The 23491-nt window shown below is 62.1% G+C and carries 18 protein-coding genes; 10 read left to right on the top strand and 8 right to left on the bottom strand.

Going from position 1 to position 23491, the window contains the following annotated elements; all coding sequences use genetic code 11:
* Positions 1-56: 56 nt before the first annotated feature.
* The 4 genes from HRU71_02570 to acnA all read left to right on the top strand — a co-directional run bounded on the left by HRU71_02570 (position 57) and on the right by acnA (position 9143).
* Entirely contained in the window at positions 57-4544 is a 4488-nt protein-coding gene (locus tag HRU71_02570) for a PAS domain S-box protein (protein QOJ02432.1), read from the top strand.
* A gap of 15 nt (positions 4545-4559) precedes the next feature.
* Complete coding sequence (locus HRU71_02565; protein ID QOJ02431.1) at positions 4560-5222, top strand: response regulator transcription factor; 663 nt, start codon at positions 4560-4562, stop codon at positions 5220-5222.
* Positions 5223-5300: 78 nt separating this feature from the next.
* Positions 5301-6347: a 23S rRNA (adenine(2503)-C(2))-methyltransferase RlmN gene (locus HRU71_02560; protein ID QOJ02430.1), complete on the top strand. Its 1047-nt coding sequence runs from the start codon at positions 5301-5303 to the stop codon at positions 6345-6347.
* 87 nt (positions 6348-6434) lie between these two features.
* Positions 6435-9143, top strand: coding sequence for an aconitate hydratase AcnA (acnA, locus tag HRU71_02555; protein QOJ02429.1), 2709 nt, complete (start codon positions 6435-6437; stop codon positions 9141-9143).
* Positions 9144-9189: 46 nt separating this feature from the next.
* On the opposite strand, the gene HRU71_02550 is transcribed toward acnA, so the two are convergent.
* Positions 9190-9981, bottom strand: a complete 792-nt coding sequence (locus tag HRU71_02550; protein QOJ04900.1) for a uracil-DNA glycosylase — start codon at positions 9979-9981, stop codon at positions 9190-9192.
* A gap of 416 nt (positions 9982-10397) precedes the next feature.
* On the opposite strand from HRU71_02550, the gene HRU71_02545 reads away from it, so the two are divergent.
* The 5 genes from HRU71_02545 to HRU71_02525 all read left to right on the top strand — a co-directional run bounded on the left by HRU71_02545 (position 10398) and on the right by HRU71_02525 (position 14256).
* Positions 10398-10772 (top strand): DUF2752 domain-containing protein, encoded by a 375-nt coding sequence (locus tag HRU71_02545; protein ID QOJ02428.1) that lies wholly within the window; start codon positions 10398-10400, stop codon positions 10770-10772.
* A 12-nt stretch (positions 10773-10784) separates the two neighbouring features.
* A complete protein-coding gene (locus tag HRU71_02540) occupies positions 10785-11429 on the top strand; it encodes a hypothetical protein (protein QOJ02427.1) in 645 nt (214 codons plus the stop codon).
* A 54-nt stretch (positions 11430-11483) separates the two neighbouring features.
* The gene (locus HRU71_02535; GenBank protein QOJ02426.1) at positions 11484-12086 is read left to right on the top strand and encodes a hypothetical protein; all 603 of its coding nucleotides are present in this window, start codon (positions 11484-11486) and stop codon (positions 12084-12086) included.
* A 65-nt stretch (positions 12087-12151) separates the two neighbouring features.
* Positions 12152-13219: a glycosyltransferase family 4 protein gene (locus tag HRU71_02530; protein ID QOJ02425.1), complete on the top strand. Its 1068-nt coding sequence runs from the start codon at positions 12152-12154 to the stop codon at positions 13217-13219.
* A gap of 77 nt (positions 13220-13296) precedes the next feature.
* Positions 13297-14256 carry a hypothetical protein gene (locus HRU71_02525; GenBank protein ID QOJ02424.1) on the top strand — a complete coding sequence of 320 codons (960 nt, stop codon included), beginning with the start codon at positions 13297-13299 and terminating at the stop codon, positions 14254-14256.
* Between the two features lie 148 nt (positions 14257-14404).
* On the opposite strand, the gene HRU71_02520 is transcribed toward HRU71_02525, so the two are convergent.
* Positions 14405-14656, bottom strand: a complete 252-nt coding sequence (locus HRU71_02520; protein QOJ02423.1) for a hypothetical protein — start codon at positions 14654-14656, stop codon at positions 14405-14407.
* 292 nt (positions 14657-14948) lie between these two features.
* Here HRU71_02520 and HRU71_02515 point away from each other — a divergent pair, with 292 nt between their 5' ends.
* A complete protein-coding gene (locus tag HRU71_02515; GenBank protein ID QOJ02422.1) occupies positions 14949-16481 on the top strand; it encodes a peptide MFS transporter in 1533 nt (510 codons plus the stop codon).
* Between the two features lie 73 nt (positions 16482-16554).
* Here HRU71_02515 and HRU71_02510 read toward each other — a convergent pair whose 3' ends face one another.
* The 6 genes from HRU71_02510 to HRU71_02485 all read right to left on the bottom strand — a co-directional run bounded on the left by HRU71_02510 (position 16555) and on the right by HRU71_02485 (position 23149).
* Positions 16555-18069, bottom strand: coding sequence for an MFS transporter (locus tag HRU71_02510; GenBank protein ID QOJ02421.1), 1515 nt, complete (start codon positions 18067-18069; stop codon positions 16555-16557).
* Between the two features lie 72 nt (positions 18070-18141).
* Entirely contained in the window at positions 18142-20280 is a 2139-nt protein-coding gene (locus HRU71_02505) for an oligopeptide transporter, OPT family (protein ID QOJ02420.1), read from the bottom strand.
* A 176-nt stretch (positions 20281-20456) separates the two neighbouring features.
* Entirely contained in the window at positions 20457-21686 is a 1230-nt protein-coding gene (gene pepT, locus HRU71_02500; GenBank protein QOJ02419.1) for a peptidase T, read from the bottom strand.
* Between the two features lie 88 nt (positions 21687-21774).
* Entirely contained in the window at positions 21775-22014 is a 240-nt protein-coding gene (locus HRU71_02495) for a hypothetical protein (GenBank protein ID QOJ02418.1), read from the bottom strand.
* A 13-nt stretch (positions 22015-22027) separates the two neighbouring features.
* Positions 22028-22222, bottom strand: coding sequence for a hypothetical protein (locus tag HRU71_02490; GenBank protein ID QOJ02417.1), 195 nt, complete (start codon positions 22220-22222; stop codon positions 22028-22030).
* A 213-nt stretch (positions 22223-22435) separates the two neighbouring features.
* Complete coding sequence (locus HRU71_02485; protein ID QOJ02416.1) at positions 22436-23149, bottom strand: LON peptidase substrate-binding domain-containing protein; 714 nt, start codon at positions 23147-23149, stop codon at positions 22436-22438.
* Between the last annotated feature and the right edge of the window lie 342 nt (positions 23150-23491).

Here is a 23491-nt window from a genome sequence, read left to right as displayed (position 1 = left end):
TCCTTGCCATCACGTGCCGAACCGCGCCTGCGCGCGCGGACGATTCATCCCGGGATTTGCTGGCGCGCCTTGATGATGCCTGGCGATGGGCCGTCTTTACCGTCGAGGACGGACTTCCGTCCAACAGCATCGAGCACGTGATCGAATCCGGCGACGGAACGCACTGGGTCGCCACGACGCGCGGCCTGGCTTGGTACGACGGATTCTGGTGGCAGCCGGTGCTGCTGCCCGGTGTCGCGCCACAGGAGCGGATCACGCACGTCGTGCCGGGCCCCCGGGACGAGATCTTTGCTGTTTGTCGCTATGCTCTCTACTGCGGCGGGCGAAACGGGTTCCGGCGCGTGCCCGTTGAACTGGACGGTAAACCCGGCGCCGTGATCGATGTCGCGCCGCTTCCGGGCGACGATGATTTCCTCGTGCAGATGTCTTTCAACACGCCGGCTGATCAACTGGTACGACGCCGCGCCGGGAAATTTCAACGAATCGAACTGCCACCGGAAGAAAATCCTGTTGTCTCCTTCAAGCTCTGGCCTTTCCCCGGTGGACGCGTGTTTCTTTCCACCCCTCACCGTCTGTATCGTTGGAACGGCAACGGGTGGGACCGCTTTTTCACTTTGGCCGCTGACCACGCCAATCTTCTCAAGCTGGCGGAAAACGCCGGCGGTACAGGCATTCTTCAGTACGCTGATCTTCACTCCAATCTTTCCACCTGGACCTGGCAGCCGGGCGAGGCGCCCCGCGACATCAGCCGGCAAGTCAACGAGTACCTCCAGGCGGTCGACGTCACCGATTCCGGGGACTTGATTGCCGCGTTTCAATCCGGCGTCATCCGTGCCGGGCCGGCCGCCGGTCCATGGCGTGTCATTCCCGGATTGAGAAGTCCACGTGCCGCCCGCGCGTTGTGCTGGTCGCCGCAATCCGGCATCTGGGTCGGCTCGGAAAACGGCTTGCTGTACTTCCGCGCGAATCCCCAGCGCTGGAAATCGTGGCAGGCGCCCGTCGCCGATGGGCGAAACCGGGTTCATCTCGTACTTCCTCGCCGGGACGGAACGACTTGGCTCGGCACGGCCGACGGGATCGTCATTCTCGCCTCTGACGGATCGGTCACCTCGTTGCCGGAGATCGAAGGAACCCGGCTCGGGCTGATTACGGCGATCGCCGAAGACGGCGCGGGGCACGTCTGGATCGGCAGTGGAGCGAGTTTCGATGGCGCGTGGCGTTTTGATGGAAACACCTGGCGACACTTCGGACCAAGCAAGGGATTGCCTGCGTCACGCGTCCATAATATCTACGTTAATCGAAATGGCCAGGCTTTGTTTCTTGCGGTGCATGCGTCATATCGGTTTGACGCCAACGACGACCCCGGTGTTTTCCTATTCACCGGCGATCGTTTCGAACCGATGGTCTGTGAGGACGGCCGCTCGCTGGGGCGGGTCTACGATGCCTGTGAAGGCCCCGACGGCACCATGTGGTTCGCCACGGCGATGGGTCTGGCGCGGCGGCGCGGAGAGACGTGGACCTGGTGGCGCCACGCAGAGGGCCTGGTTGACCTTCGAGTCTATACCGTGGCCGTGACGCCGGACGGTCGTGCGTGGATCGGTCATGAGAAGCAATCAGGCCTGGGATTTGTCGATGTCGACGATCGCGTGCAATACGTGGAACAGATCAACGATCAGGATCGCCATTTTGTCAGCGACCTCGCCGTCGCGCCCGACGGGGCCTTGTGGGTCGCGAAGGACGGCGCGATCTGTCGGTATCAGGACGGGACATGGAGCACGTTCGGCCTTGCGGAAGGCCTGCCGGCGGCGCAGGTTTGGTCCATCGCGGTGACGCCGAGCGAAGCGCTGGTGGGAATGCTCGGGGCGGGACTTGCTCGCCTGCAACTTGAAGCGTTGCGAGGCCCGCCGCCGCAGGTTCGTATCCATGAGCCGATCGTGGATCACCAGGTCGCCCTGTTACGTTGGCGTGCGCAAACGCATCGGACACAAGTTCACCCGGAAAACGTGGAGACACGCTATCGCTTGAATGACGAGCCTTGGACGCCGTGGTCCCGTTTGAAAGAGGCCAAGCTCACCGATCTACTTCCCGGGCGCCATCGGCTGCAAGTGCAGGCGCACGGCCTGCTAACGGGTCAGTTGTCGGCCTTGCAGGAAATCGCGTTCACCGTCGAGGGCCCGTTTTATCGCCGTGTGGAGTTCCTCGGGCCGTTCGGCGGTCTGGCCGCCGTTTCGCTGATCATCATTGCGATCCAGGGGAAAAAGCGTCGGCGTCACCAGCGTGCCCTTCGGGAGAGCGAGCAGATTTTCCGTCAATTGACGGAGAACATCCGCGATGTGTTCTGGCTTCGCGATTGCGAGACGGGGCGCATTCTGTATGTCAGCCCAGCCCATGAAGCGATCTGGGGTGATTCGGAAGACGTGCTGTACAACGACCCGAAATCCTGGACCTATCGCATTCACCCGGAAGACCGCGATCGCGTTGTGGCGGCATTCCTTTCGGAGCAGCGAAAGCCGGTCGAGAGCGCGATCGAGTATCGGATCATCACGGCGGACGGCAAGACGCGCTGGATCATGGATCGCGGCTTCCCGATCCGGGATGAGCATGGTCGCGTCGTTCGCATCGCTGGCATCGCCGAGAACATCACCGATCGCAAAGAAGCGGAAATTGCCCAGCAGCGCGCCACGCGTCAGCTCCAGGACATTCTCGACAATGCGACGGCGGTCATCTACGTCAAAGACCTGGAAGGCCGCTACCTGCTGATCAATTCGTACTACGAAAAGCTATTCAACGTCTCACGACAGGCCATCATCGGCCGAACGGATTACGACGTCTTTCCGCCGGAGTTCGCCGAGCGCTTTCGCGCGAACGACCAGGCGGCGCTTCGTGCCGGCGAGGCGATCACGATTGAAGAGCAGGCCCTGCACGACGACGGCGTGCACGATTATATATCCGTGAAGTTTCCGCTGTTCGATGCGGACGGCAAGCCCTACGCCACGTGCGGCATCTCCACCGATATTTCGCTATTGAAGCGTACCGAGGAGACCTTGCGTCGCCAAGCGATCGCCTTCGACACGATCGCCGACGCGCTCCTGATGATCGACATCGAACGTCGCATCACCGATGTCAACCCCGCCTGCGAGCGGATGTTCGGCTACGCGCGCAACGAGTTGATCGGTCAACCGATCTCGATGCTGCTCAGCGCCGAAACCGCGCAAGCCCTGATGCCGAGAATCCGACATGCGTTGGACACGCGCCACCGGTGGAACGGGGAAGTGTGCCACCTGCACAAGGACGGACACGCCGTGCTGGGAGACGTGTCGTTGGTGGCCGTGCTGGACAAATCCGGCACGCGCATCGGCTCGATCGCGGTCGTGCGCGACGTGACCGAGAAACGGCTGGCCGAGCAGGAGAAGGCTCGCCTGGAGGCGCAGCTGCGCCACGTCCAGCGCATCGAGACGATCGGCAGGCTCACAAGCAATGTGTCGCATGATTTCAGCAATTTGCTGACTGGCATTCTTCTGAACACGGCGCTGGCCAGGAAAACGCTCGACGAAACCCACGCGGCGACGCCGTACATCAATGCGATTGAAGATGCCGCGCTTCAGGCCCGCGGTGTCACCGGCACGCTCCTGAACTTCGCTCATCGCACCCTGGCCGACTTTAAACCGGTCGATCTTGCGGCAGCGCTGGCGCCGACGATTCGCTTGCTCAAGCGGCTCCTGGAGCCCCATATCACGGTGCACGTTGACATGCCTCCGACCGAAGCGGCATGGACCGTCGCGGATGAAACGCTGCTACAGCAGGCGGTGATGAACCTGGGAATCAACGCGCGCGACGCAATGCCCAACGGCGGAACCCTTCAAATCAAGCTGACAAAACAGCACAACTCGCACCCTGAAGCGGGGGAGGAGTCGGGTGAATTGCAGCTCGTCGTCACGGATACAGGCGTCGGAATGTCACCAGAAGTGCTCTCCCGGGCTTTTGAGCCGTTTTTCACCACCAAATCCCGTGGCGAGGGGACCGGCCTGGGCCTCCCATCGGTCCAGAGCATAGTCCATTCCCACAATGGGCGAATTCATATAGAATCAACCTCGGGCCGGGGTACGAGCGTCTACATCACGCTGCCGGCATGCGCTCCCGCTCCACGGCCCAGGTTCAATCCTGTCGCCGCGCCAGTGCACATTGGCAGGGACAGCGACACCGTATTGGTTGTCGAAGACAACTCGTTTGTAAGGTCAATCATCGTGTCGGCGATACGAGCGGCTGGGTATGAGGCGATTCCCGCGGGGGATGGTGAGGAGGCGCTTCGGGTCGCACAACCGGGAGTGACGCGGCTGCTGGGAGCCGTCGTGGACTTGGATCTGCCACAGCGAGACGGAGATCATGTCATAGAAGACCTGCGAGCGGTGTACCCAAACCTGCCGGTGATTCGCATGACGGGGCGCGCCGAGGTGGCGTCGCCGGAGGGCCATGGCAGGTGGTTGCTCCGCAAGCCGTTCCAGATGTCTGAATTTGTCGATTTACTACAGAGGGTGATGAAATGATCCGGGGCCGAGATCATGCTGCTTAAGAAAAAGACCGCCGTTATTCTTGTTGATGACCACGCCATGATGCGCGAACCGCTCGCGTCCATGTTGCAGGCCGAGGGGAGCTTCGATGTGGTCGGAACCGCCGCGTCTGCCGGAGCAGCGCTCCCCCTGATTCGAGAGCGTCAGCCGGACATCGTGCTGATGGACATCGACATGGCAGGCTTGCAGTGTTTTGAAGCGGCGCACATCATCCGCGCGGAATGCCCGATGACTCAACTGATCTTTTTAAGCGCGTTCGTCACCGATCATTTCATCGATCGGGCGCTGGAGGTGCAGGCCCGCGGCTACGTGACGAAGTTCGAATCGCCGGAGCGCATCATTCAGGCCATTCGCGAAGTCGCCGCCGGCGGCGCGTTCTTCTCCGAACAGGTTCGCTCGCGCATCGTCATCGACGGGCACGCGGCTTCGCTCTCCGCCGCGAGCCGCTCCCGCGCGGCCACTCTGACCCGCCGCGAACGCGAGATGGTGGCCTACTACGCGCGCGGTCTGGCCCAGAAAGAAATCGCCGACATGATCAAGATCGCCAAAAAGACCGTCGAGCATCACATCACCAACGCCATGCGAAAGCTCGACATCCACTCCAAGGCCGAGTTGATTCGGTTCGCGGTTCGCGAAGGGATTGTCCCGCCGTGACGGCGACAAAGCCGGCCCCGCGCCGCCGCTATACTCGCCTCGTTCCGCTCGTTGCGAATCACGCGGTACAATGCCTGCATGACCGTCGGTGTCGAACGGATGCTAGGCTGGACGTTTCTTGAATTGCTTCAAGGGACGCACGACACATCGCGCCACAAGCTGCGCGAGCACTATCGCGCGGCACTGGCCGGTCCCGCGCCGCTGCCGATTTCTCGGCGCGTGCAGGACCGCGGCGTCACGAAGTTCGCGCAGCGCCGCCCCGACGGCCTTGAAATCGAAAGCGTCATCCTTCCCATGTGGCGTGGCGGATCGCGCTGGACCACCCTTTGCGTCTCGTCGCAGGTCGGTTGCGCAATGGGTTGCACGTTTTGCGAAACGGCGCAACTGGGGCGGCTGGCCGATTTGAGCGCGGCGGAGATCGTCGGCCAGGTCGTCGCCGCGCGGCACGAATTCGGCGCCGACGTTCGCAACGTCGTGTTCATGGGCATGGGCGAGCCGATGGACAACTTCGAGAACGTCGTTCAGGCGGTGCGGGTCCTGACAGACCCGATGGGCCTGTCGATGGGAATGGGGCGCATCACGATCTCGACCGTTGGCCGAATGGACGGGATTCGCCGGATGGCTGCGCTGGGTTGGCGGCGGATCAATCTCGCCGTGTCGCTGAATGCGCCCAATGACGAGATTCGCTCGCGGATCATGCCGATCAATCGCGCCGAGCCGATGGCGGCGCTGCGCGACGCGTTGCTGGCCTACCCGTTGCGTTCGTGCCAGTTTTTCATGATCGAGTATGTCCTGATCCCCGGCGTGAACGATGCACCGAAGCATGCGCGCGAGCTGGCGGAGTTTCTTCGTCCCGTGAAGTGCTGCGTGAACGTAATTCCCTACAACCCGCGACTGGATTCACCCTGGCCCGCTCCGACCGAGGAGCAGGTCGTACGGTTTCTCTCGACGCTGCAAGAGGAGGGTCAATTCTGTAAACGCCGCATCACCAAGGGCCGCGACTTCATGGCCGCCTGCGGGCAACTGGGGAATCGGGCGCTGTCACGTCGCACACGAGCGGCTGATTTGTCCAACCAGCCCACCCTCGCTCTGCCGGTACTGGCCAATCCGACGCAAACGGTATAATCCTCCATTCGCCGCGGACGCCGCCGCTGTTCGGCGTTGGCTCGGTTTGCGTTTTGCGGTTGACCTCTTGAAAGGTGGCATCACGTTATGGCCTTCGACGCACAATCCGCTCGCACAATTCTGAAGTCAAACTCCGGCGAATGGACGATCGCCAGCCTGCCCAACCTCGCCGCGCAAGGCTTCTCCGGGCTGGATCGCCTGCCCGTCAGCATTCGCATCCTTCTGGAGAACGCGCTTCGGCACTGCGGCAACGGAATCGTTGAGGAGCACCATGTCACCGGGCTGGCAACGTGGAACGCCGCCAAGCCCGAACCGCTCGAACTGCCCTTCATGCCGGCGCGGGTCGTGCTTCAGGACTTCACCGGTGTGCCGGCCATTGTCGATCTTGCGGCGATGCGTGCCGCGGTGGTGCGGCTGGGCGGCGACCCGAAGAAGATCAATCCGCTCGTTCCGGTTGATCTGGTCATCGACCACTCGGTGCAGGTGGACAGTTTCGCATCCAGCGAATCGCTGGGGATCAACGAGGACATCGAATTCGCGCGCAATCGCGAGCGGTATGAGTTTCTCCGCTGGGGGCAGAAGGCGTTCGCCAACTTTCGCGTCGTCCCTCCCGCCACCGGCATTGTGCACCAGGTCAATCTCGAGTACCTCGCCAAGGTCGTTCTCCCGCGCGACGTGAACGGAAAGAAGTGGGCCGTTCCCGACACGCTCGTTGGCACCGACAGCCACACGACGATGATCAACGGTCTGGGCGTGCTGGGCTGGGGCGTCGGCGGCATCGAAGCCGAAGCGGTCATGCTCGGCCAGCCGATCTACCTGCTCGCGCCGGAGGTCATCGGGTTCAAGTTGAGCGGCCGTCTGCCCGAGGGCGCGACGGCGACGGACCTCGTGTTGACGGTTACCCAGATGCTCCGCCAGCGTGGCGTAGTTGAGAAGTTTGTCGAGTTTTATGGCGAAGGGCTGGACGAGTTGAGCCTGCCGGATCGGGCGACCATCGCCAACATGGCCCCCGAATACGGCGCGACGATGGGCTTCTTCCCCATTGACAACGAAACGCTCAATTACCTGCGTCGAACCGGCCGCACCGCCGACGAAGTTGATCTCGTGGAGCGCTATGCGAAGGAGCAAGGCCTGTTTCGAACGAAGGACACGCCCGATCCGACCTACACCGATTCGATGTACCTGGAATTGTCGACCGTCGAGCCGTCGCTCGCCGGGCCGAAGCGCCCGCAGGATCGCGTGCGGCTGTCGGACGTGAAGGCCTCGTTTCGCAAGGCGCTGACCGCGCCGGTCAAGGATCGCGGCTTCGGGCTGGAAGAATCCAAGCTGGGCCAGACGGTCGACGTGCGTGACAACGGGCACTCGTCGCGCATCGGCCACGGCGCCGTGGTGATCGCGGCCATCACGAGTTGCACGAACACAAGCAATCCGTCGGTGATGCTCGCGGCGGGTCTGCTCGCGCGGAAGGCCGTCGAGCGCGGTCTGAAAGTCCCGCCACACGTCAAGACGAGCCTCGCGCCCGGCTCGCGCGTTGTGACGGAGTACCTCCGTTCGGCCAATTTGGAGAAGCCGCTGGAGCGACTCGGTTTCCATACCGTCGGCTACGGCTGCACGACGTGCATCGGCAACAGCGGACCGCTGCCGGACCCGGTGGCGAAGGCTGTGACGGAAGGCAATCTCGTCGCGGCGGCGGTGTTGAGCGGCAATCGCAATTTCGAGGGGCGCGTCAATCCGCTGGTGAAGGCGAACTATCTCGCGTCGCCGCCGCTGGTCGTCGCGTATGCCATTGCCGGGCGCGCCGACATCAACTTCGAGACCGAGCCGTTGGGCACGGATGCAGCCGGAAAAGGCGTGTACCTGCGCGACATCTGGCCGTCCATCGAGGAGATCCGCGAGGCGGTGGAAACGCATGTTACGCCCGAGATGTTCGCAAAGCAGTACGCCAACGTGTTCAACGGCAATGAGAAGTGGAATCGCATCCCGGTCTCCGGGGGCGATTTGTATGAGTGGAACCCGGAGAGCACGTACATCCAGGAGCCGCCGTTCTTCGTCGATCTGCCGCGCGAGGCGGGCACGATCCAGCCGATCGCCGGCGCGCGCGTGCTGATGATGGTTGGTGATTCGGTGACGACCGATCACATCTCGCCGGCGGGGTCGATCAAGGCCGACAGCCCGGCGGGCAAGTACCTTCAGGAGCGGGGCGTTGCGCCGAAGGATTTCAACAGCTACGGCGCGCGGCGCGGGAACGACCGCGTCATGACGCGCGGCACGTTCGCCAACATTCGATTGCGAAATCTTCTCGCGCCCGGCACCGAAGGCTGCGTGACGCGCTACCTGCCGACCGGGGAGCAGATGAGCGTGTACGACGCCGCGATGAAGTATCGCGAAACTCACACGCCGTTGCTGGTGATTGCCGGCGCCGAATACGGCACGGGATCATCACGCGATTGGGCGGCCAAGGGCACGCTGCTCCTGGGTGTTCGTGCGGTCCTGGCGGTCTCGTTCGAGCGCATCCACCGAAGCAATCTCGTCGGCATGGGTGTGCTGCCGCTGCAATTCAAGAAGGGCGAATCGCGCGAGTCGCTCGGCCTCACCGGTGAAGAGGTTTTCACCATTGAAGGCATCAACAATTCGCTCCGACCGATGCAGGAAGTGACGGTTAAAGCCGCACCGGCGAATGCAACCGGCGCCACGAAAACCTTCCAGGCGGTCGTGCGAATTGATACGCCGATCGAGATTGAGTACTACCGCAATGGCGGAATTCTTCCGACGGTGCTGCGGCGGCTGCTGAAGTAAACCAGATCGTTCCGGCCACCGCATGATCCGTGTGACGTCGGAGTCCTCATGCGGCGCCCGACGGTTTGCGAATCGGCAGCCCCAGCCGCTGCATGACCAGTTGTAGATCCTCCCACGCTTTCTTTTTCTCCGATGGGCTGCGGAGCAGGTACGCCGGGTGGAACGTGGGCATCAGTGGAATCGGCGGAAGATCGCCGCTGCTCGGTACCTCGGATGAGCCGATAAGGGCCGCCGGCACGCGAAGCTCGTGCCACTGGCCGCGCAATTTGGTTATCCCGAGTTTGGTTTCGAGTAGCGTTTGCGTGGCCGGCGCGCCGAGGGCGACGATCACTTCCGGGCGGATGATGCCAATCTGTCGGTACAGATAATCCTTGCAGGCGTGGATTTCATCCGGCGCGGGCGTGCGGTTGTTCGGCGGGCGGCACTTGATGATGTTGCAAATGTAAACATCTTCCCGCTTGAGGCCCATGCCCGCTTCGATCATCTTCGTGAGCAGATTGCCCGCCTCGCCGACGAACGGGATTCCTTGCTGGTCCTCGTTGTAGCCCGGTGCCTCGCCGACGAACATCACGCGCGCGGCCGGGCTTCCGACGCCGAAGACCGTTTTCGTGCGCCCGGCGTGCAGGCCGCACTTCGCGCAACCCTTGACCTCGCCGTCGTCGATGACCGTCAGCGCCGCGGTGCGCGCGGCGTGCTCCGTTTTCGAGATCGCCGCGACTCGCCGCACCGGTCCCGCCGGCGCGGTCTGCCGCGTCGGCACGCTCGGGCGATGGGACGTAGCGCGAGCGGGAGAGACCGGCTGCCGCGGCGCGATGGGCAGCTCGCGAGCGCCCAGAATCGCGTCGGACTCGAAGCGATCGCGAAGGGCATCGGCAATCGAATGGTCGGCTGGCAAACTCAAAGATACGTCTCCTCCGGGGTGGTCCGGCTCGATTATACGACCGTGCGAGTGGATTCATCCCTGCCTGTGAGATTTTTCAGCGCAATCCGATGGTGGTTGCCTAAAATCGAGGTGTGCATCCTCCGCCGCCCCCAGTATGCGAAAAACGTCGTCTCGGTGGTTCGGCGCCTTCGTTCCAGCCTTGCCAAATGCCGCCCAGCGACCACAATGCGAACGTGCATCTCGCTCGCCCCATTCCGCCCCCGGTCGTTCGGTCTTGCGCTGGCCCGTGGCTGGGCCCGCCGGTACGGTTGCGGAGTACGCTTCGGGCAACTTGGGCGCTGGTTGGGCTTGCATGTGCAGCGGTTCTGACCGTGGCAGCCATCCTGAAGCCCGATCCGCGCGGCTACGGAACGCACGAAGCCCTCGGCATGGAGCCCTGCGGGTTTGTTTTCATGATGGGCTTGCCGTGTCCGACCTGCGGGATGACAACATCATTCGCGTACCTGATGCACGGGCAGCCGCTGGCGTCGCTGAAGGCCCAACCTGCGGGGTTTCTGCTGTGCGTTGCGACGGCCGTTTTGATGGTGGCGTCGCTTGTGGCTGCGATTCGCGGAGAGATTGTGGCGATCAACTGGGAGCGGATCGGTGCGGTGCGATTGAGTTTGGCGGTCGGATTCGTGCTGGTCGGGGGGTGGGCGATCAAGCTGGCGATGGGTTTTGCGACGGGCACGTATCCGTTGCGGTGAGGCGGTGGGTCGATGCGGAGAGTGCTTTCCGGGCTGCTGATCCTTGCGATGTCCGCGCCGTGGGCCGGGTGTCAATTGGCGTATTTCCTGACCGATCCTGACAGAGGCCGGCCGGTTCAGGCCGAGTACAACAAGATCGGCAATCGTCGGGTGGCGGTGCTGGTCTGGGCGGATCGCACGACGCTGGACATCGATCCCAAGGCTCGGCGGCGTGTGTGCGATGCGATTACATACGAGATGAAGAAGCACCTTCCCGATGCGGTGCTGATTCCCAGCCGCGACGTGCAGGCGTTTCAGGAAGAGGGCGGTTTGAACTGGGAATCGATGCGAGCCAGCGAGCTGTGCAAGCAGCTTAAGTGCGATCTGGTGCTGCGCGTGGACCTGCTGGAGTACACGACGCGCGCGGCGGCGACAAAGGAGCTGCGCCGGGGCCGCGTGCGCGGCACGGTGAATCTGTACGAGTGCGGCGAGGGGGCCATGACCGAGGCCGTGTACGAAACGGAGATCGTCGCGAACTTCCCGACGGACCGCCAAAGCTCGATCAACGAATTGACGGACGGCGAACTGATGCGCGAGGCCGTGGCGCAGTTCGGCCAGGCGACGGCGAAAAAGTTCTATGATCACGAGGAATCGCTCCGCGGGCCGGAGCGACGATAAGGCGATCGCATGCAAGAGCATGGTGCCATGATTCGAGCAGGATGTGGGTTTTGCATGTCGATCCTGCTTGCGGGTGCGACGGGTTGTGTGCCGATGGCCGGAGCATGGGCCAACATCACCGGCGGCGATTACATCGAAGCGCAGTACAAGATTCCCAATGAGCCGCTGCTGGTGTTGATCGACGATCGCGATGGACATGTGACCGAGCCGCGTGCAATCAACGAGACGCATAAGACGATTGCGACGGTTTTCATCGCGAAGAACGTCAACGACAAGATCGTGCCGATCGAGGACTGGCGCCGGATGATGCAGTCCGACAAGGACTACGCCAAACTGTCCATCCGGCAGATCGGCGAAAAGCTGGGGGCGGCCAACGTGCTGTACCTGCGTGTGGATCGCTTCAGCCTGCAATCCGAACCGGGCGCGCCGATCTTTCGCGGGGAGTACGCCGTCCGGGTGAAGGTGATCTCGACCGACCGCAAGAAGGACGCGCGCGTCTGGCCCGACAATGAGGCCGGCAAGCGCGTGGTCGTCACGACCGAACCGACGCCGATGGATGGCGACAAATCCGCCGGCGACGTTGCCGCGGAGCTGGGCATCAAGCTCGGTAAGGAAGTCTCCCTGCTGTTCTACGGCCATCGCGAAATGGAGAAATAACGAACGCGGTGTTTGCTGCGCCATCTGTCTTGCATGTGTTGGACGGCCGCTGCGATGAGTCAACATTGCAGACGTTGGCATCGCTGCGCGCCCGGCTGGGCGGGGCCGCATTGCATCCGATGTGCGGCATTGATGGGGTGGCAGCGCAGTGGCAGGCCGAGTTTCTCGATGAACCTGTTGCAGCAGCGCCGCTGCGGCTGGGGGGATGGTTTCACTACGCGCCGCGGTTGAACCGGCTGGTGTCGCAATGCGGAGCGGGGGTGATCCATGCATGGGGCGCTTCGGCGCTGGCCGCCGCTGTGGCGTTGCCGGGAGCTTTGCCGCGTGTTGTGACCGTTCTGGACCCGGCGGAGGCGCAACGAGTGGCGCGTGTTGTATTGGCAGCGCCGACGCAGGTTGCCGTGGTCGCGGCGACGCAGGTGATCCGATCGCGATTGCTGACGGCTGGCGTCGCGCCGCAGCGCGTCGTGGTCATTCGCGGACCGGCGGATTTCAAGGCCGTCAACGCGTCGCAGAACAGCGGACTTCGCGCATCCATCGCGCCCGGTGATGGGCCGGTGGTCCTGATGCATGGGCCGGCCTCGCGCGACGGCGGGCAGTATTACGGTCTCTGGGCGGCCGCGATTATCCGACAGATCCATCGGAATCTGCGCGTCATCCTGCCGTACTCATCGCATGAGACCCGGCGACTACTGCGATTCGTGCGGTCCATCGGCATTGAGGAAATGGTCATCATCCCTGACCGTCGTCAAACCTGGCCGCAACTGGCGGCGTGTGCCGATATTTTCCTCGCGCCTGCGCGAGAAGAGATTTGTGTCGAACCGCTCGCGTCCGCCATGGCGGCGCGACTGGTGATCGTCGGGTCGGCCGTGCGCAGCATCGCCGAGATGATCGCCGACCGATCCAACGGCCTGCTCGTGAAGCGGTCCGATCCGAAGTTGCTGGCGGCGCGCTTGCTGACGGCCATCGAGGATCACTCCCTGGCTCGCATGGTGACTGACACGGCCCGCGCCCAAGCGTACGAAGTCTTCAGCCTGCGGCAGTACGCCGACCATTGCGAGCGGCTTTACGACAACCTGCGGTCCGGCCGAGAACCGGGTGACGGCATCATCGATTCCGCGATGGTGGCGTAGGATTGTGGATTGATGCGCCCGGACCGATGGATTGCATCGGTCGGCCTCGAATCGCGAAAAATCCGATATTACGTTTGATGGATCTCGAATCGATTCGCCATGCTTATCTGCGCTGGGTGATCGCGCCGGGGCTGCGCGCGCTGGGGATGCGCGCAACATTCCGCCTGGCGGCGGCCATCGCGCACGGCGTTTACCGGATGAACACGCCGGGCGGGCGATGCGCGCGGCAGCGAATGATCGCCGCGGCGGGTGTTCGACGCGTCGCCCCGGACAAGATGATCGAGCAAATGTACGAGCACATTGCCCGATTCTGGGTGGAAGTTCTTTTCACGCGGCGGCTTATGCGACCGGACCGGTGGGAAGCGTTGTTCGATGTGGAGGGGCGCGACGAACTGGAGCGGCTCGCGACCAGCAGGCGCGGCTGCCTGTTGGCGACCGGCTATTATGGCAGCCTGACGATGGGGGCGTTCGCATTGGGGCAGATTTTCCGGCCGATTCACGTCGTAGCGGACACGGCCGCGCAACCGGTCCTCGCGGCGTGGCAGCGCGATCTATCGCGCATCGAGGGCGTGAGAATCGTGGAGCGTGCCGGCGCAGCGCGCGAGATTCCGGCGGTCTTGCAGCGCGGCGGTGCGGTGTTGATGGTGTGCGAGCAGGCTCGCCGTCAAGGGCGGGGGGTACCGTTGCGATTTCTTGGAGTTGATATACAGGCGTATCCGACGCTGGAGCGGCTGGCGCGATGGTACAACGTGCCGGTCGCCGTGGTGACGTGCCGTCGTGCGCCGCAGCCGAAGCGTTTTACGCTGGCGTGGCATTCAACGCATGATTGGCGCGATGGAATGAATGACGGCGATCTGACGCGCGAGGCGCTCGCATCGCTGGAGCGCGCCGTCTGGGTGGATCCGGCCCAATACCTATGGAGTGCGCCGCAGGATGGCGATTCTGCGCGGACCGGTCTGGAATCCAGAGCGCACGTTCCGTCGCATGGTGGAACCACTTTTTCAGAGCCGGGGCGTATCGCTCCGGTGAACGCGTAACGCACGACTGCTTTCGGGATCGGGCAGGAACGCGATTGATGGATCGCGCGATCGATACCGTGTCGTATGCGAGTTCACGAAACTCGATGGCTCGCGCAATCGGCACTTTGGCGGCGCGTGACGGTGGCGGGGGAGTGTCGGCGCGCGGTCAGTATGGGAACTTGATCGGCGTCGTGCCCCAGAGAAAATCGAAAAATGTCGGATGGGCGAAGGCCGTCAGCGGTGGACAGATCGCTGGAAGGTCCGGCTGCGGCAAGGCTGCGTTGGCCCAGGGCGTGAGGCCCAGGACGGCCAGCCCCGCCATCGTCAGCACGCGCGACCAGAATCGGCTGCCACGCGACGCGGATTTGGTTTCGTTGGTTACAACAACCGGTTGAATGGAATCGTGTGTGGAAGTCATACAGCCCCCATAACGGATCGGCGCAAGGCGTTCGTTAGCTAAAAGGCCGCATGGCAGGCTTATCGGGCGTTTTGCATCGTGCTCCGCAGGCCCGAGTGCGCGAGCAATCGATTGGAAAAAGAGCCATTCGCGCAAGCAATCGAAGGTCTCGTTGCCTGTTCCCACCGTAAATCGAAACGGCCCGGACTTGCACGTTGGCGCTGGACCCAGCGGCTCGGTCGGTTAGACTGCCCGGCCAGTCGGCCGATTGCCGCGGCCGTTAGATACGACAGATCTATCGGAGATCGAATCCATGAACCAATCAGGCGGCAGCAGCGTCGGAAACGCCGGGCACGCCGGCGGCGAGCGTACGTTTCTTGGTCATCCGCTGGGGCTGTATGGCCTCTTCTTCACCGAGATGTGGGAGCGCTTCAGTTTTTACAGCATGAGAGCATTCCTCGTGCTGTACATGACCAAGGCCATGTCGTTTGCTCCGGGTCATTCCAACGAAGTTTATGGCGCCTATCTGGGATTCGTGTACGCCGCGCCATTTCTAGGTGGCATTCTCGCGGATCGATTACTTGGTCAGCGCCGTTGCATTGTGATCGGCGGCATCCTCATGGCGGCAGCGCAGTTCACTTTGGCCACCCATGCCTGGCTTATTCGAGACCAAGCTGGGACGGCGCCGGTCGAACAGAGCATCGCGATCACCTCTATCTTTTTCCTCGGCCTGGGCATGCTTTCGGCTGGAAACGGTTTCTTCAAGCCGAATATCTCGAGCATTGTGGGAAGCCTCTACGAGCAGGGCGATCCGCGCCGCGACGGCGCGTTTACGATCTTCTACATGGGGATCAACATCGGCGCTTTCGCCGCCGGATTCTCCGGCCAGCTCGCCGAAAAGTACGGTTGGCACTGGGGCTTTGTTCTGGCAGGCGCCGGGATGCTGATTGGCCAGGTTATCTTCAGCGGCACAACGCACCTGCTGCACGGAAGGGGAATGCCTCCTGCGAAGGCCGCGAGCGCTGCCTCATCCAACGCGGGCATCCCAAAGGGAGTTCTCGTGGCGCTGGGGGTCATTCTGTTCATGCCCGTCGCAGGGTATCTCATGGCCAATCCGAAGTACGTCCAGAATTTGGCTCTTTTCGTTGCCGTTCCGGTCATGATCTACCTGCTGTGGGAGACCTTCCGCGGCACACCGGAAGAACGCGGGCGAATGCTGGTGATCATCATCCTGTGCTGCTTCTCGATCATGTTCTGGGCATTCTTCGAACTGGCTGGCAGCGCGATCAATCTGTTTACCGATGCACACGTGGACCGAAACGTGCCGATCTTCGGCGAATTGAAGGCTTCACTCTTGACCGCGTCGATCAATCCGTTGTTCATCATCATCCTGGGATTCCCGTTCGCGAAACTCTGGGTCTGGCTTGACAAACGTCGAATGGAACCGTCGTCGCCGCTGAAGTTCGCGCTGGGCCTGACCCAATTGGGCGCAGGCTTTTTCATCATGTATTTGGGGGCCGCGCAGGCTGGTACGACCGGAAAATGCAACATCAGTTTTCTGGTGCTTGGCTTCATGCTGCACACGACGGGCGAGTTGTGCCTTTCTCCGGTCGGGCTCTCAACCATTACGAAGCTTTCCCCCGCGCGCATGGTCAGCACCTTCATGGGTGTCTGGTTCCTGTCATCTTCGTTGGGGAACGTCTTTGGCGGTTGGGTCGGAAGTCGCACGGAGCATTACGGATTTGATGTCGTCTTCAAGTACATTGCGCTGACGGCCGTGGCCTCCGGCGTGCTGCTGTTCCTGCTCGTGCCGGTGTTGAAGAAGATGATGCATGGCGTGAAGTGAGTCGGCGCCAGTCTTGCATTCGCTGACGCCTATTCGAAGCCGGCGGATTGAAATCCGTCGACTTCCGTCATTGCTACGCGTTCATGTCCGCCCACCGTCGCGCCATCCGCCCGAAGATGTACAACGCGATGGCCGCGAGAACGCCGATCGCGGCGAACGGCAGCCAACTCCAGTATTGCGGATGATACTGGTTCCATAGAACCCGCGTCGCCGCGAGACCGTCCACGCCGAGTACTTCCTGCAATTTCGCAAACGCTTCCGGGCGCGTCACGCCGGCGGCGAGTTCCAGCGACTTCGCGCTGCCGTCCCACGACTTGCCTTCGCCAAACGGGGTGTGTTCAAGCAGGTACTTAAGCGATAAAGTCGCTTTCTCACCGAAGCGCCCGTAGATATGCCCGGAAATCCAATTGCCGACGGCCTGCCCGATGCCGGTGGGGATGACCACGTACCCAAGATACAGCCCCTTCTTGCTCGGGGGCGCGATCAGCGCGAGGTATTCACTCTTCTTCGGTCCGACCAGCATCTCACCCAGTGAAAAGAAAGCAATGCCGGCCAGCAGCATCCACGCGCTTTGCGTCAGACCCGCCATGAGGACGCCGAAGGTTACGCCGAACATGCCCAGCAGCATGGCGGACAGGGTGCGCATCTTGCGTACCAGGTGTGAGATCGGCGCGACGAAGAAAATGATCAGAAAAGAGTTGAGCGACAGGAGCACCTGTTGCGGCAGACGAAGGCGGCCGTCGGGCCCGGTTTCGCGCCAGGTGTCGAAGGGAGCGAGCGACGCCACGTGCGAACTGTCCACCCAGTCTTCAATGAAGTTGGGCCCCAGGTCCCACAACTGGTACATCATCATCCAGAAACAGGACATGATGGCCAGCCAGGCCAGCAGACGCGGCTCGAAAATGTTGACGATGGTCTTCCATAGAACGGTGAACGGGCTGTCGGTTTTGGATCCGCCGGATGGAATGTCCCGCATCATCAAAACGAGGACGATGCAGAGAATGCAGAAGCCCGCGCAGGAAATGAACAGCGTTTGATAGGCCTGGGCCGAGTGATTTTTCCCCAGAATCAACGGCGAAGCGAGATGGCCGAAGTACGCCCCAACGTTCACGACCCCGTAGAAGATTCCCCAGCCCAGCGATGATTTTTCGCGCGAGAGCGAGTGCGCCAGCGCGCCTTGGATGCTCGGCTTGAAGAATGACAGCCCGCTGGCTTGAAGCAGGACGCCGATGAAGAAGCCCTCGTAGGAGTGAAACGTCGCCATCGTCGCATAGCCCGCGCCGCTCAACAGCATGGCAAAGGCCATGATTTTCTTGTAGCCGTAACGATCGGCGAAGCCGCCGGTGACGATCGGCAGGACAACCTGAATAATCGCCCACCACGCGAAAATCGTGCCCTTGTGCTGCGCGGTGAGCTTCAGACCGCCCGGCTCGGTGGCCTGCATGATGAAGATGCCCGCGATCGGCCGAAGCGTGTAATACGCCAGCCGCTCGAACATCTCGATGGTCATCAACAACCAGTAGGCGAACGAGAACCCGCGCGGTGCGGAGTCGGGCGATTGCGCTGCGGCGGCCGGCGCGGTCGTCATCGTGTCACCGAGTAAACAAAAAGTTGTATGGATCGCTCGCGCGATCGGCTGACGAACGATTGGGATTCGCGCCTAATGCTGCAACGACGGACCCGACGACGCACCGGGTTTCGCGCGACGGCATACGGCAAATGCCCACAGGCACAGCAATCCGAATGCCGCGAGGCCCAGCCAGTTCGTCATCTGCTCGACGCGATCACTCGACCAGCCCGATGCTTGCAGTCGATTTCCCATGTTGAGCCATTGCATCAGGTCGAATCCTTCCGCCGGCTGGCTGGCGCTCCTGGGCTTGATCAGCTCCTCGTTAACGGAAGTGAGCACTGCATTGACGACGCCGACAATCGCGCCGCCGGCAATGAGGCCGGATGCGATCAGAACGCCCTTGTCGTTCCGCGCTTTGGCGATCGCTTCGTTTTTCGCCCCCTTGGGGATCATCGCGGCGATGAAACCGCCCACGAGAATCGGCGTGTTCAGTTCCATTGGAAGGTACATGCCCAAAGCGAAGGCAAGGCCCGAAATTCCGAGCATGGTCATGATGATGGCAATGACCGCACCAACCGCGTACAGAACCCAGGGCACCGTTCCGCCACCGACGAAGCTTTGCAGCGCGCTGGCCATGACGTTGGCTTGCGGCGCGGAGAGCGCGTCGGGCGTCTGCGGAGTGATCTCGAATCCCTTGGATTTCGAGAGGAACATGATTGTTCCGGTCACAAGGGCCGACGCCAATACGGCGGAGACGATGGCGCTCCACTGCACGCGCTTGGGCGTCGCGCCGGTCCAGTAGGCGATTTTCATTTCCGTCACCAGCGTGCCCGCCATCGAGAGGGCCGACGCCACCACGCCGCCGACAAGCAGCACGGCGAGCATCCCCGCCGGCGACTTGGGCAGCCCGGCATTGAGCAGCACGACGGCCGTAATAATGAGCGTGGTGACCGTCATTCCGGAGATCGGCGTCGTGGAGATCATCGCAATGGCCCAGGCCGACACGGTCGTGAACAGGAAGGCCGCGCCAAGAGCCAGCAAGACCGAAATCGCGGTCAGCTTGTTCGCGTTTTCCATCCCATTCAGCACGATCATTCGGAAGAAGATCGCCATGGCGATCGTCGCAATCAGGCCGATGAGAAGCAGTTTGGGATAGCTCAAATCATCGTCCGTGCGCAGCGCCGGCCCACCTTTGTTGCCGGCGAACAGACCGCCCAGCGCTTGGCGCAAGGCCGTGGCGATGACCTTGCTCATTTTGAGGATGGAAATAAGCCCAGCGGCGAAAATGCCGCCGATGCCGATGTTGCGAGGAATCGCACGGAAAATCAATTCGGCATCGTCACCCTTGATCGCTGGATTCAGGACCGCCAGCTGCTCAAGATTGAGTGAGCCAAGCAGCGGCACAATGACAAACCACGAGAGAAACGAGCCGGCGCAGATGATGGTCGCATAGCGCAGGCCGATGATGAAACCCAGCCCCAGCAGTTCCGCGCCGGTGCCGAGAAAGAACACCGCCTTCGCCTTGTGCGTGAGGTCGTGCAGCTTCGGGATCACGGCCGTGGTGAAGACTTCGCTAAACAGCTTCATCGTGCCGCCGAGCCAGTTGTAAACGAAACCAACAATGAACGAGTAGATCAGCACCCACGCCTGTCCCGTGCTGTCGGATGCGCCGGTGACGAGGATTTCGTTGGTGGCGGTGGCTTCCGGGAAGGGCAGCTTGCCGTGCATGTCCTTGACGAAGTAGCGCCGGAACGGCACCAGGAAGACGACGCCGAGAATCGCACCGATCAGCGGCACGGCGAAGATGGTAAAGAACAACTGCACGTTGCTGATGTCGAGTTGCTCATTGATTTTGAGTATGTAAATCGCCGGCATGGTGAAGACTGTGCCGCCGGCCACGATGCCGCTGGTCGTGCTGATCGCCAGGATGTTGACGTTTTCGAGAAGGCTGCTGGCCCGCCGGCCGGTCTTGAGCAGAAATCCCGATAGCCCCACCGACAGAATCGAAATCGGAATCGCCGTCTCGATGCCCTGGCCGACCTTCAGCGCCAGATACGTCGCCGCCATCGAGAAGATGACGTTCATGATGATGCCGAAGACGATCGAGCGGCCGGTGATTTCGGGGACGGTCACCGCGGCCGGCACCATCGGCGTGTAGATCTCGCCGGGCTTCAACTCGCGGTAGGCATTCTCGGGAAGGTGCGTTGCGACGGCGTTTGGGTCGGACATGAATGGGGTTCCGTATGGGGGACGGGATTCGCAGGAGTACGGACGGCAGAATGTGGCGTTGTTGAATGACAAAGGCGGAAAGCGATCGCCCGCAGGCCGCTGTTTTGAAACGGGCGGGCCGCTTGGAAACGCGACGGCATTCTACAACATCCTCAACGCCTCCATCTATTGTTGGCTCAAACCTTCTCCTTCCCCCATAACTGCGCCAGCTCCACCAGCACTTTCACCGAGTTTTCCATCTGCTCGAGGCACGCGAACTCCAGCGGCGAGTGGAAATTGTGCATGCCCACCGACAGGTTCGGGGTCGGCAGGCCTTTCTCGCTCAACTTCGACCCGTCCGTCCCGCCGCGGATCGATTGATACTTCGGCGTCAGGCCGACGTTTTTCATCGCTTGCTCGGCCAGCTTCGTCGCACGCGGCTCCTTCGCAAGGTACTCCAGCATGTTGCGATACTGCTCGGTCTGCTCGATCTTGATCGTCGCGTCCGGGTGGGCCTTCATCACCGCGTCGGCGATGGCCCGCAGCCGGTCCGCCTGCTGTTTCAACTCGGCCGTCACGAAACTCCGCAACAGCACCTTCAGCCGCACCTCCGGCACGCCGCCGTCCAATACATACGGATGTAAAAATCCAACGCGGCCCTCCGTCGTCTCGGGCGCCATGTCCATTGGGATCTGCGCGATGAACTCCGCCGCCAACCGAATCGCGTTGATCATCCGACCCTTGGCGAAGCCGGGGTGAATGTTCTTGCCGGTGATCGTCACCGTCGCGAGATCCGCCGACCACGTCTCGTTCTCGATGTTGCCCTCATCCTCGCCGTCGAGCGTGTAGGCGACGTGCGAGCCGATCTTCTTGAGATCGAGCTTGTCGGTGCCGTGACCGATCTCCTCGTCACACGTGAACACAATCCGAATCGGCCCGTGCTTGAGTTCCGGGTGCGCCATCAGGTGCGCCGCGGCCGTCATGATGACCGCCACGCCAGCCTTGTCGTCGGCCCCCAGCAGCGTCGTTCCATCGGTGGTAATGAGCGTCTTGCCCTTGAGGTGTTTCAGCGCCTCGCACTCGGCGACCTTGATGACGCGGGATCTGTCGCCCGGCAGCGTGATGTCCTTGCCATCGTAACTGCGAATGACCTGCGGCTTCACGTCCTTCGCGCTGAACTCCGGCGAAGTATCGACGTGCGAGCACCAGCAGATCGTCGGCGCGCCGGGTACGTTCCCCGGCACCGTCCCCATGACGATGCCATGCTCATCCTGTACCGCATCGGTGATTTTCAAATCGCGCAGCTCGCTCGCCAGCAGCTTGCCCATCTCCAACTGCCCGGGCGAGCTGGGGTAGGTCTTCGAATCCTCCGCAGCCGTCGATTCGATCTTGACGTATCGAAGAAAGCGATCAAGCAACGTGTCCATCGTTCGCACCTCCCGGGTTCGCGGCGGTCCAGAGGATCTGTTCGCGAAGACTGGTCACCCGCAGCCTTCACCGCAGGGGCAGCCCATTCTACAGCCGGAAGATGTTGGCGACGATAACGCTGACCCAGTCGATGAGCGTCGTGTTGACGAGCTGCTGAAGCTGGAAGTTCAGCGCGCCGATCGGGTCAGGGAAGCAGCCCGTGCCTTGAAGGATCGGCAGGGCGGCCGCGACGACCAGAAGCCTTCGCGCTCGGTGGTTCCATCGGTTCATCGCAAGACCGCGCGAAACATGACTTGTAGCGGCGGATCGGCGCTGGGCAGGTCGCATGCGTGAGCCTCCGTCAAATGACGCCAAAGAGCGTGTTGAAGAAGAGTGAGGTAAACGATGTAATGGCGACGGCGAACGAGAAAATCACGTTCTCGGCCGTGACCTGCGCGAAGGCCCCGTCCGGCAGGCAACCAACCTGATACAGGGTCAACGCGGACACCAGCCCGCTCCATCGGGCGATCTTCCAAGGCGAAATCCGTTTGCGCACGTGGCATCCTCCCGTCAGGCTGCGGCACCCTCGCCGGGCTTGACGCCCGCTATCCTAATCGCCTCTACCAAGATCGGCCAGTGACTCCTCCTGCCGGCGACGAGGTCCGGAAGGAGCTTGGATCGGGTGGTTTCAGGTCAGGCCGTCGGCCGTTCGCCGGGAGATTGCCACTCGGGAAAGCCGGCAGTGGGCTGCAAAACGGGGCGTGGAGGTTCAATTATCACAACATCGCGGAGGCCAGGAGCGCGGCTTGGCGCAGCGGGCCGTCGCGACCACCAGTTCGTTTGATAGCAATCGCAGCGCATCGCGGATCACGGCGGCGCGGCGTCGCACACACGGCTCGGAGAGAAAGACCTGCTTTTCTTCGGGGCAAGTCAGAAGCGAAGAGGCAAGCACATCGAGAATGTCTGATAGGGTGAGGTCATTGCATGTGAACAGATTCATCCAGTGCGATTGCTGGGATATTTCTTCAAGGGGCGGCGCGGAGAGCAGGGTTCTGATCTCTCGGCGCAGCGAACATTCTTCGTCGCAGGCCAGGGCTTGAGGATGCATCGGATTCAGGATCCCTCGTCGATAGGGACCGCTCCGATCTTCTTCGACGAGCCGGGCACGGCACACACCCTGAAGCAGGAAGTAGTAACGACCGTCATTTGTTTGTTCGGCTTTGAGGATGCGGCCCACGCCCACGACCGGCTGTATGGCAGCTTCGAGCGTGTGATACCTCGCTTCGTAACCGGGCTTGAGCAGGGCGATGCACATGGCCCGCTGATCGGCAAGGGCGTCCCGCATCATGCGCCGATAGCGTGGCTCGAAAATGTGCAGCGGCAGAACCACGCGGGGGAGCAGGACGGTGCCGGGCAGGGGAAAAATGGGTATCCATCGCCCAAAATCGACGCCACAACCATTCCCGTTCGACACTTCACCCATGCACGCATTCTAGTGACTTCGACCTCGAAATTCAGCCCGGACAGGGGCCTGATCGGCCGCATCGGTCGAGGCGGATGCCAACCCCGAAAAATCGTACTGATAACGCGGCTTGCTTGCGGGCCGACGCCTCATGCTGTTTTCAATACTGAAAGCCGGACTTGGGAACTGATGGACGGGCGCAGGGTTTGCGCGGTTGGCGATGGCGCTCGGCAAAGCCGGCGGGCGGCTGAATGGATTCGTTCGGCCAGCCGCGGGTCCGCCGGGCGCGGTATCGCCGCATGCTTGCGGTCGGCCTGATGGACTACACGACTCGAATCGCATTTTCAGTACTGAAAGAGCGGC

Source organism: Planctomycetia bacterium, assembly GCA_015200345.1.
Lineage (GTDB): Bacteria > Planctomycetota > Phycisphaerae > UBA1845 > UTPLA1 > PLA3.
Note: the sequence above shows the minus strand (reverse complement) of the source record. Positions and strands in the feature narration are given on the sequence as shown.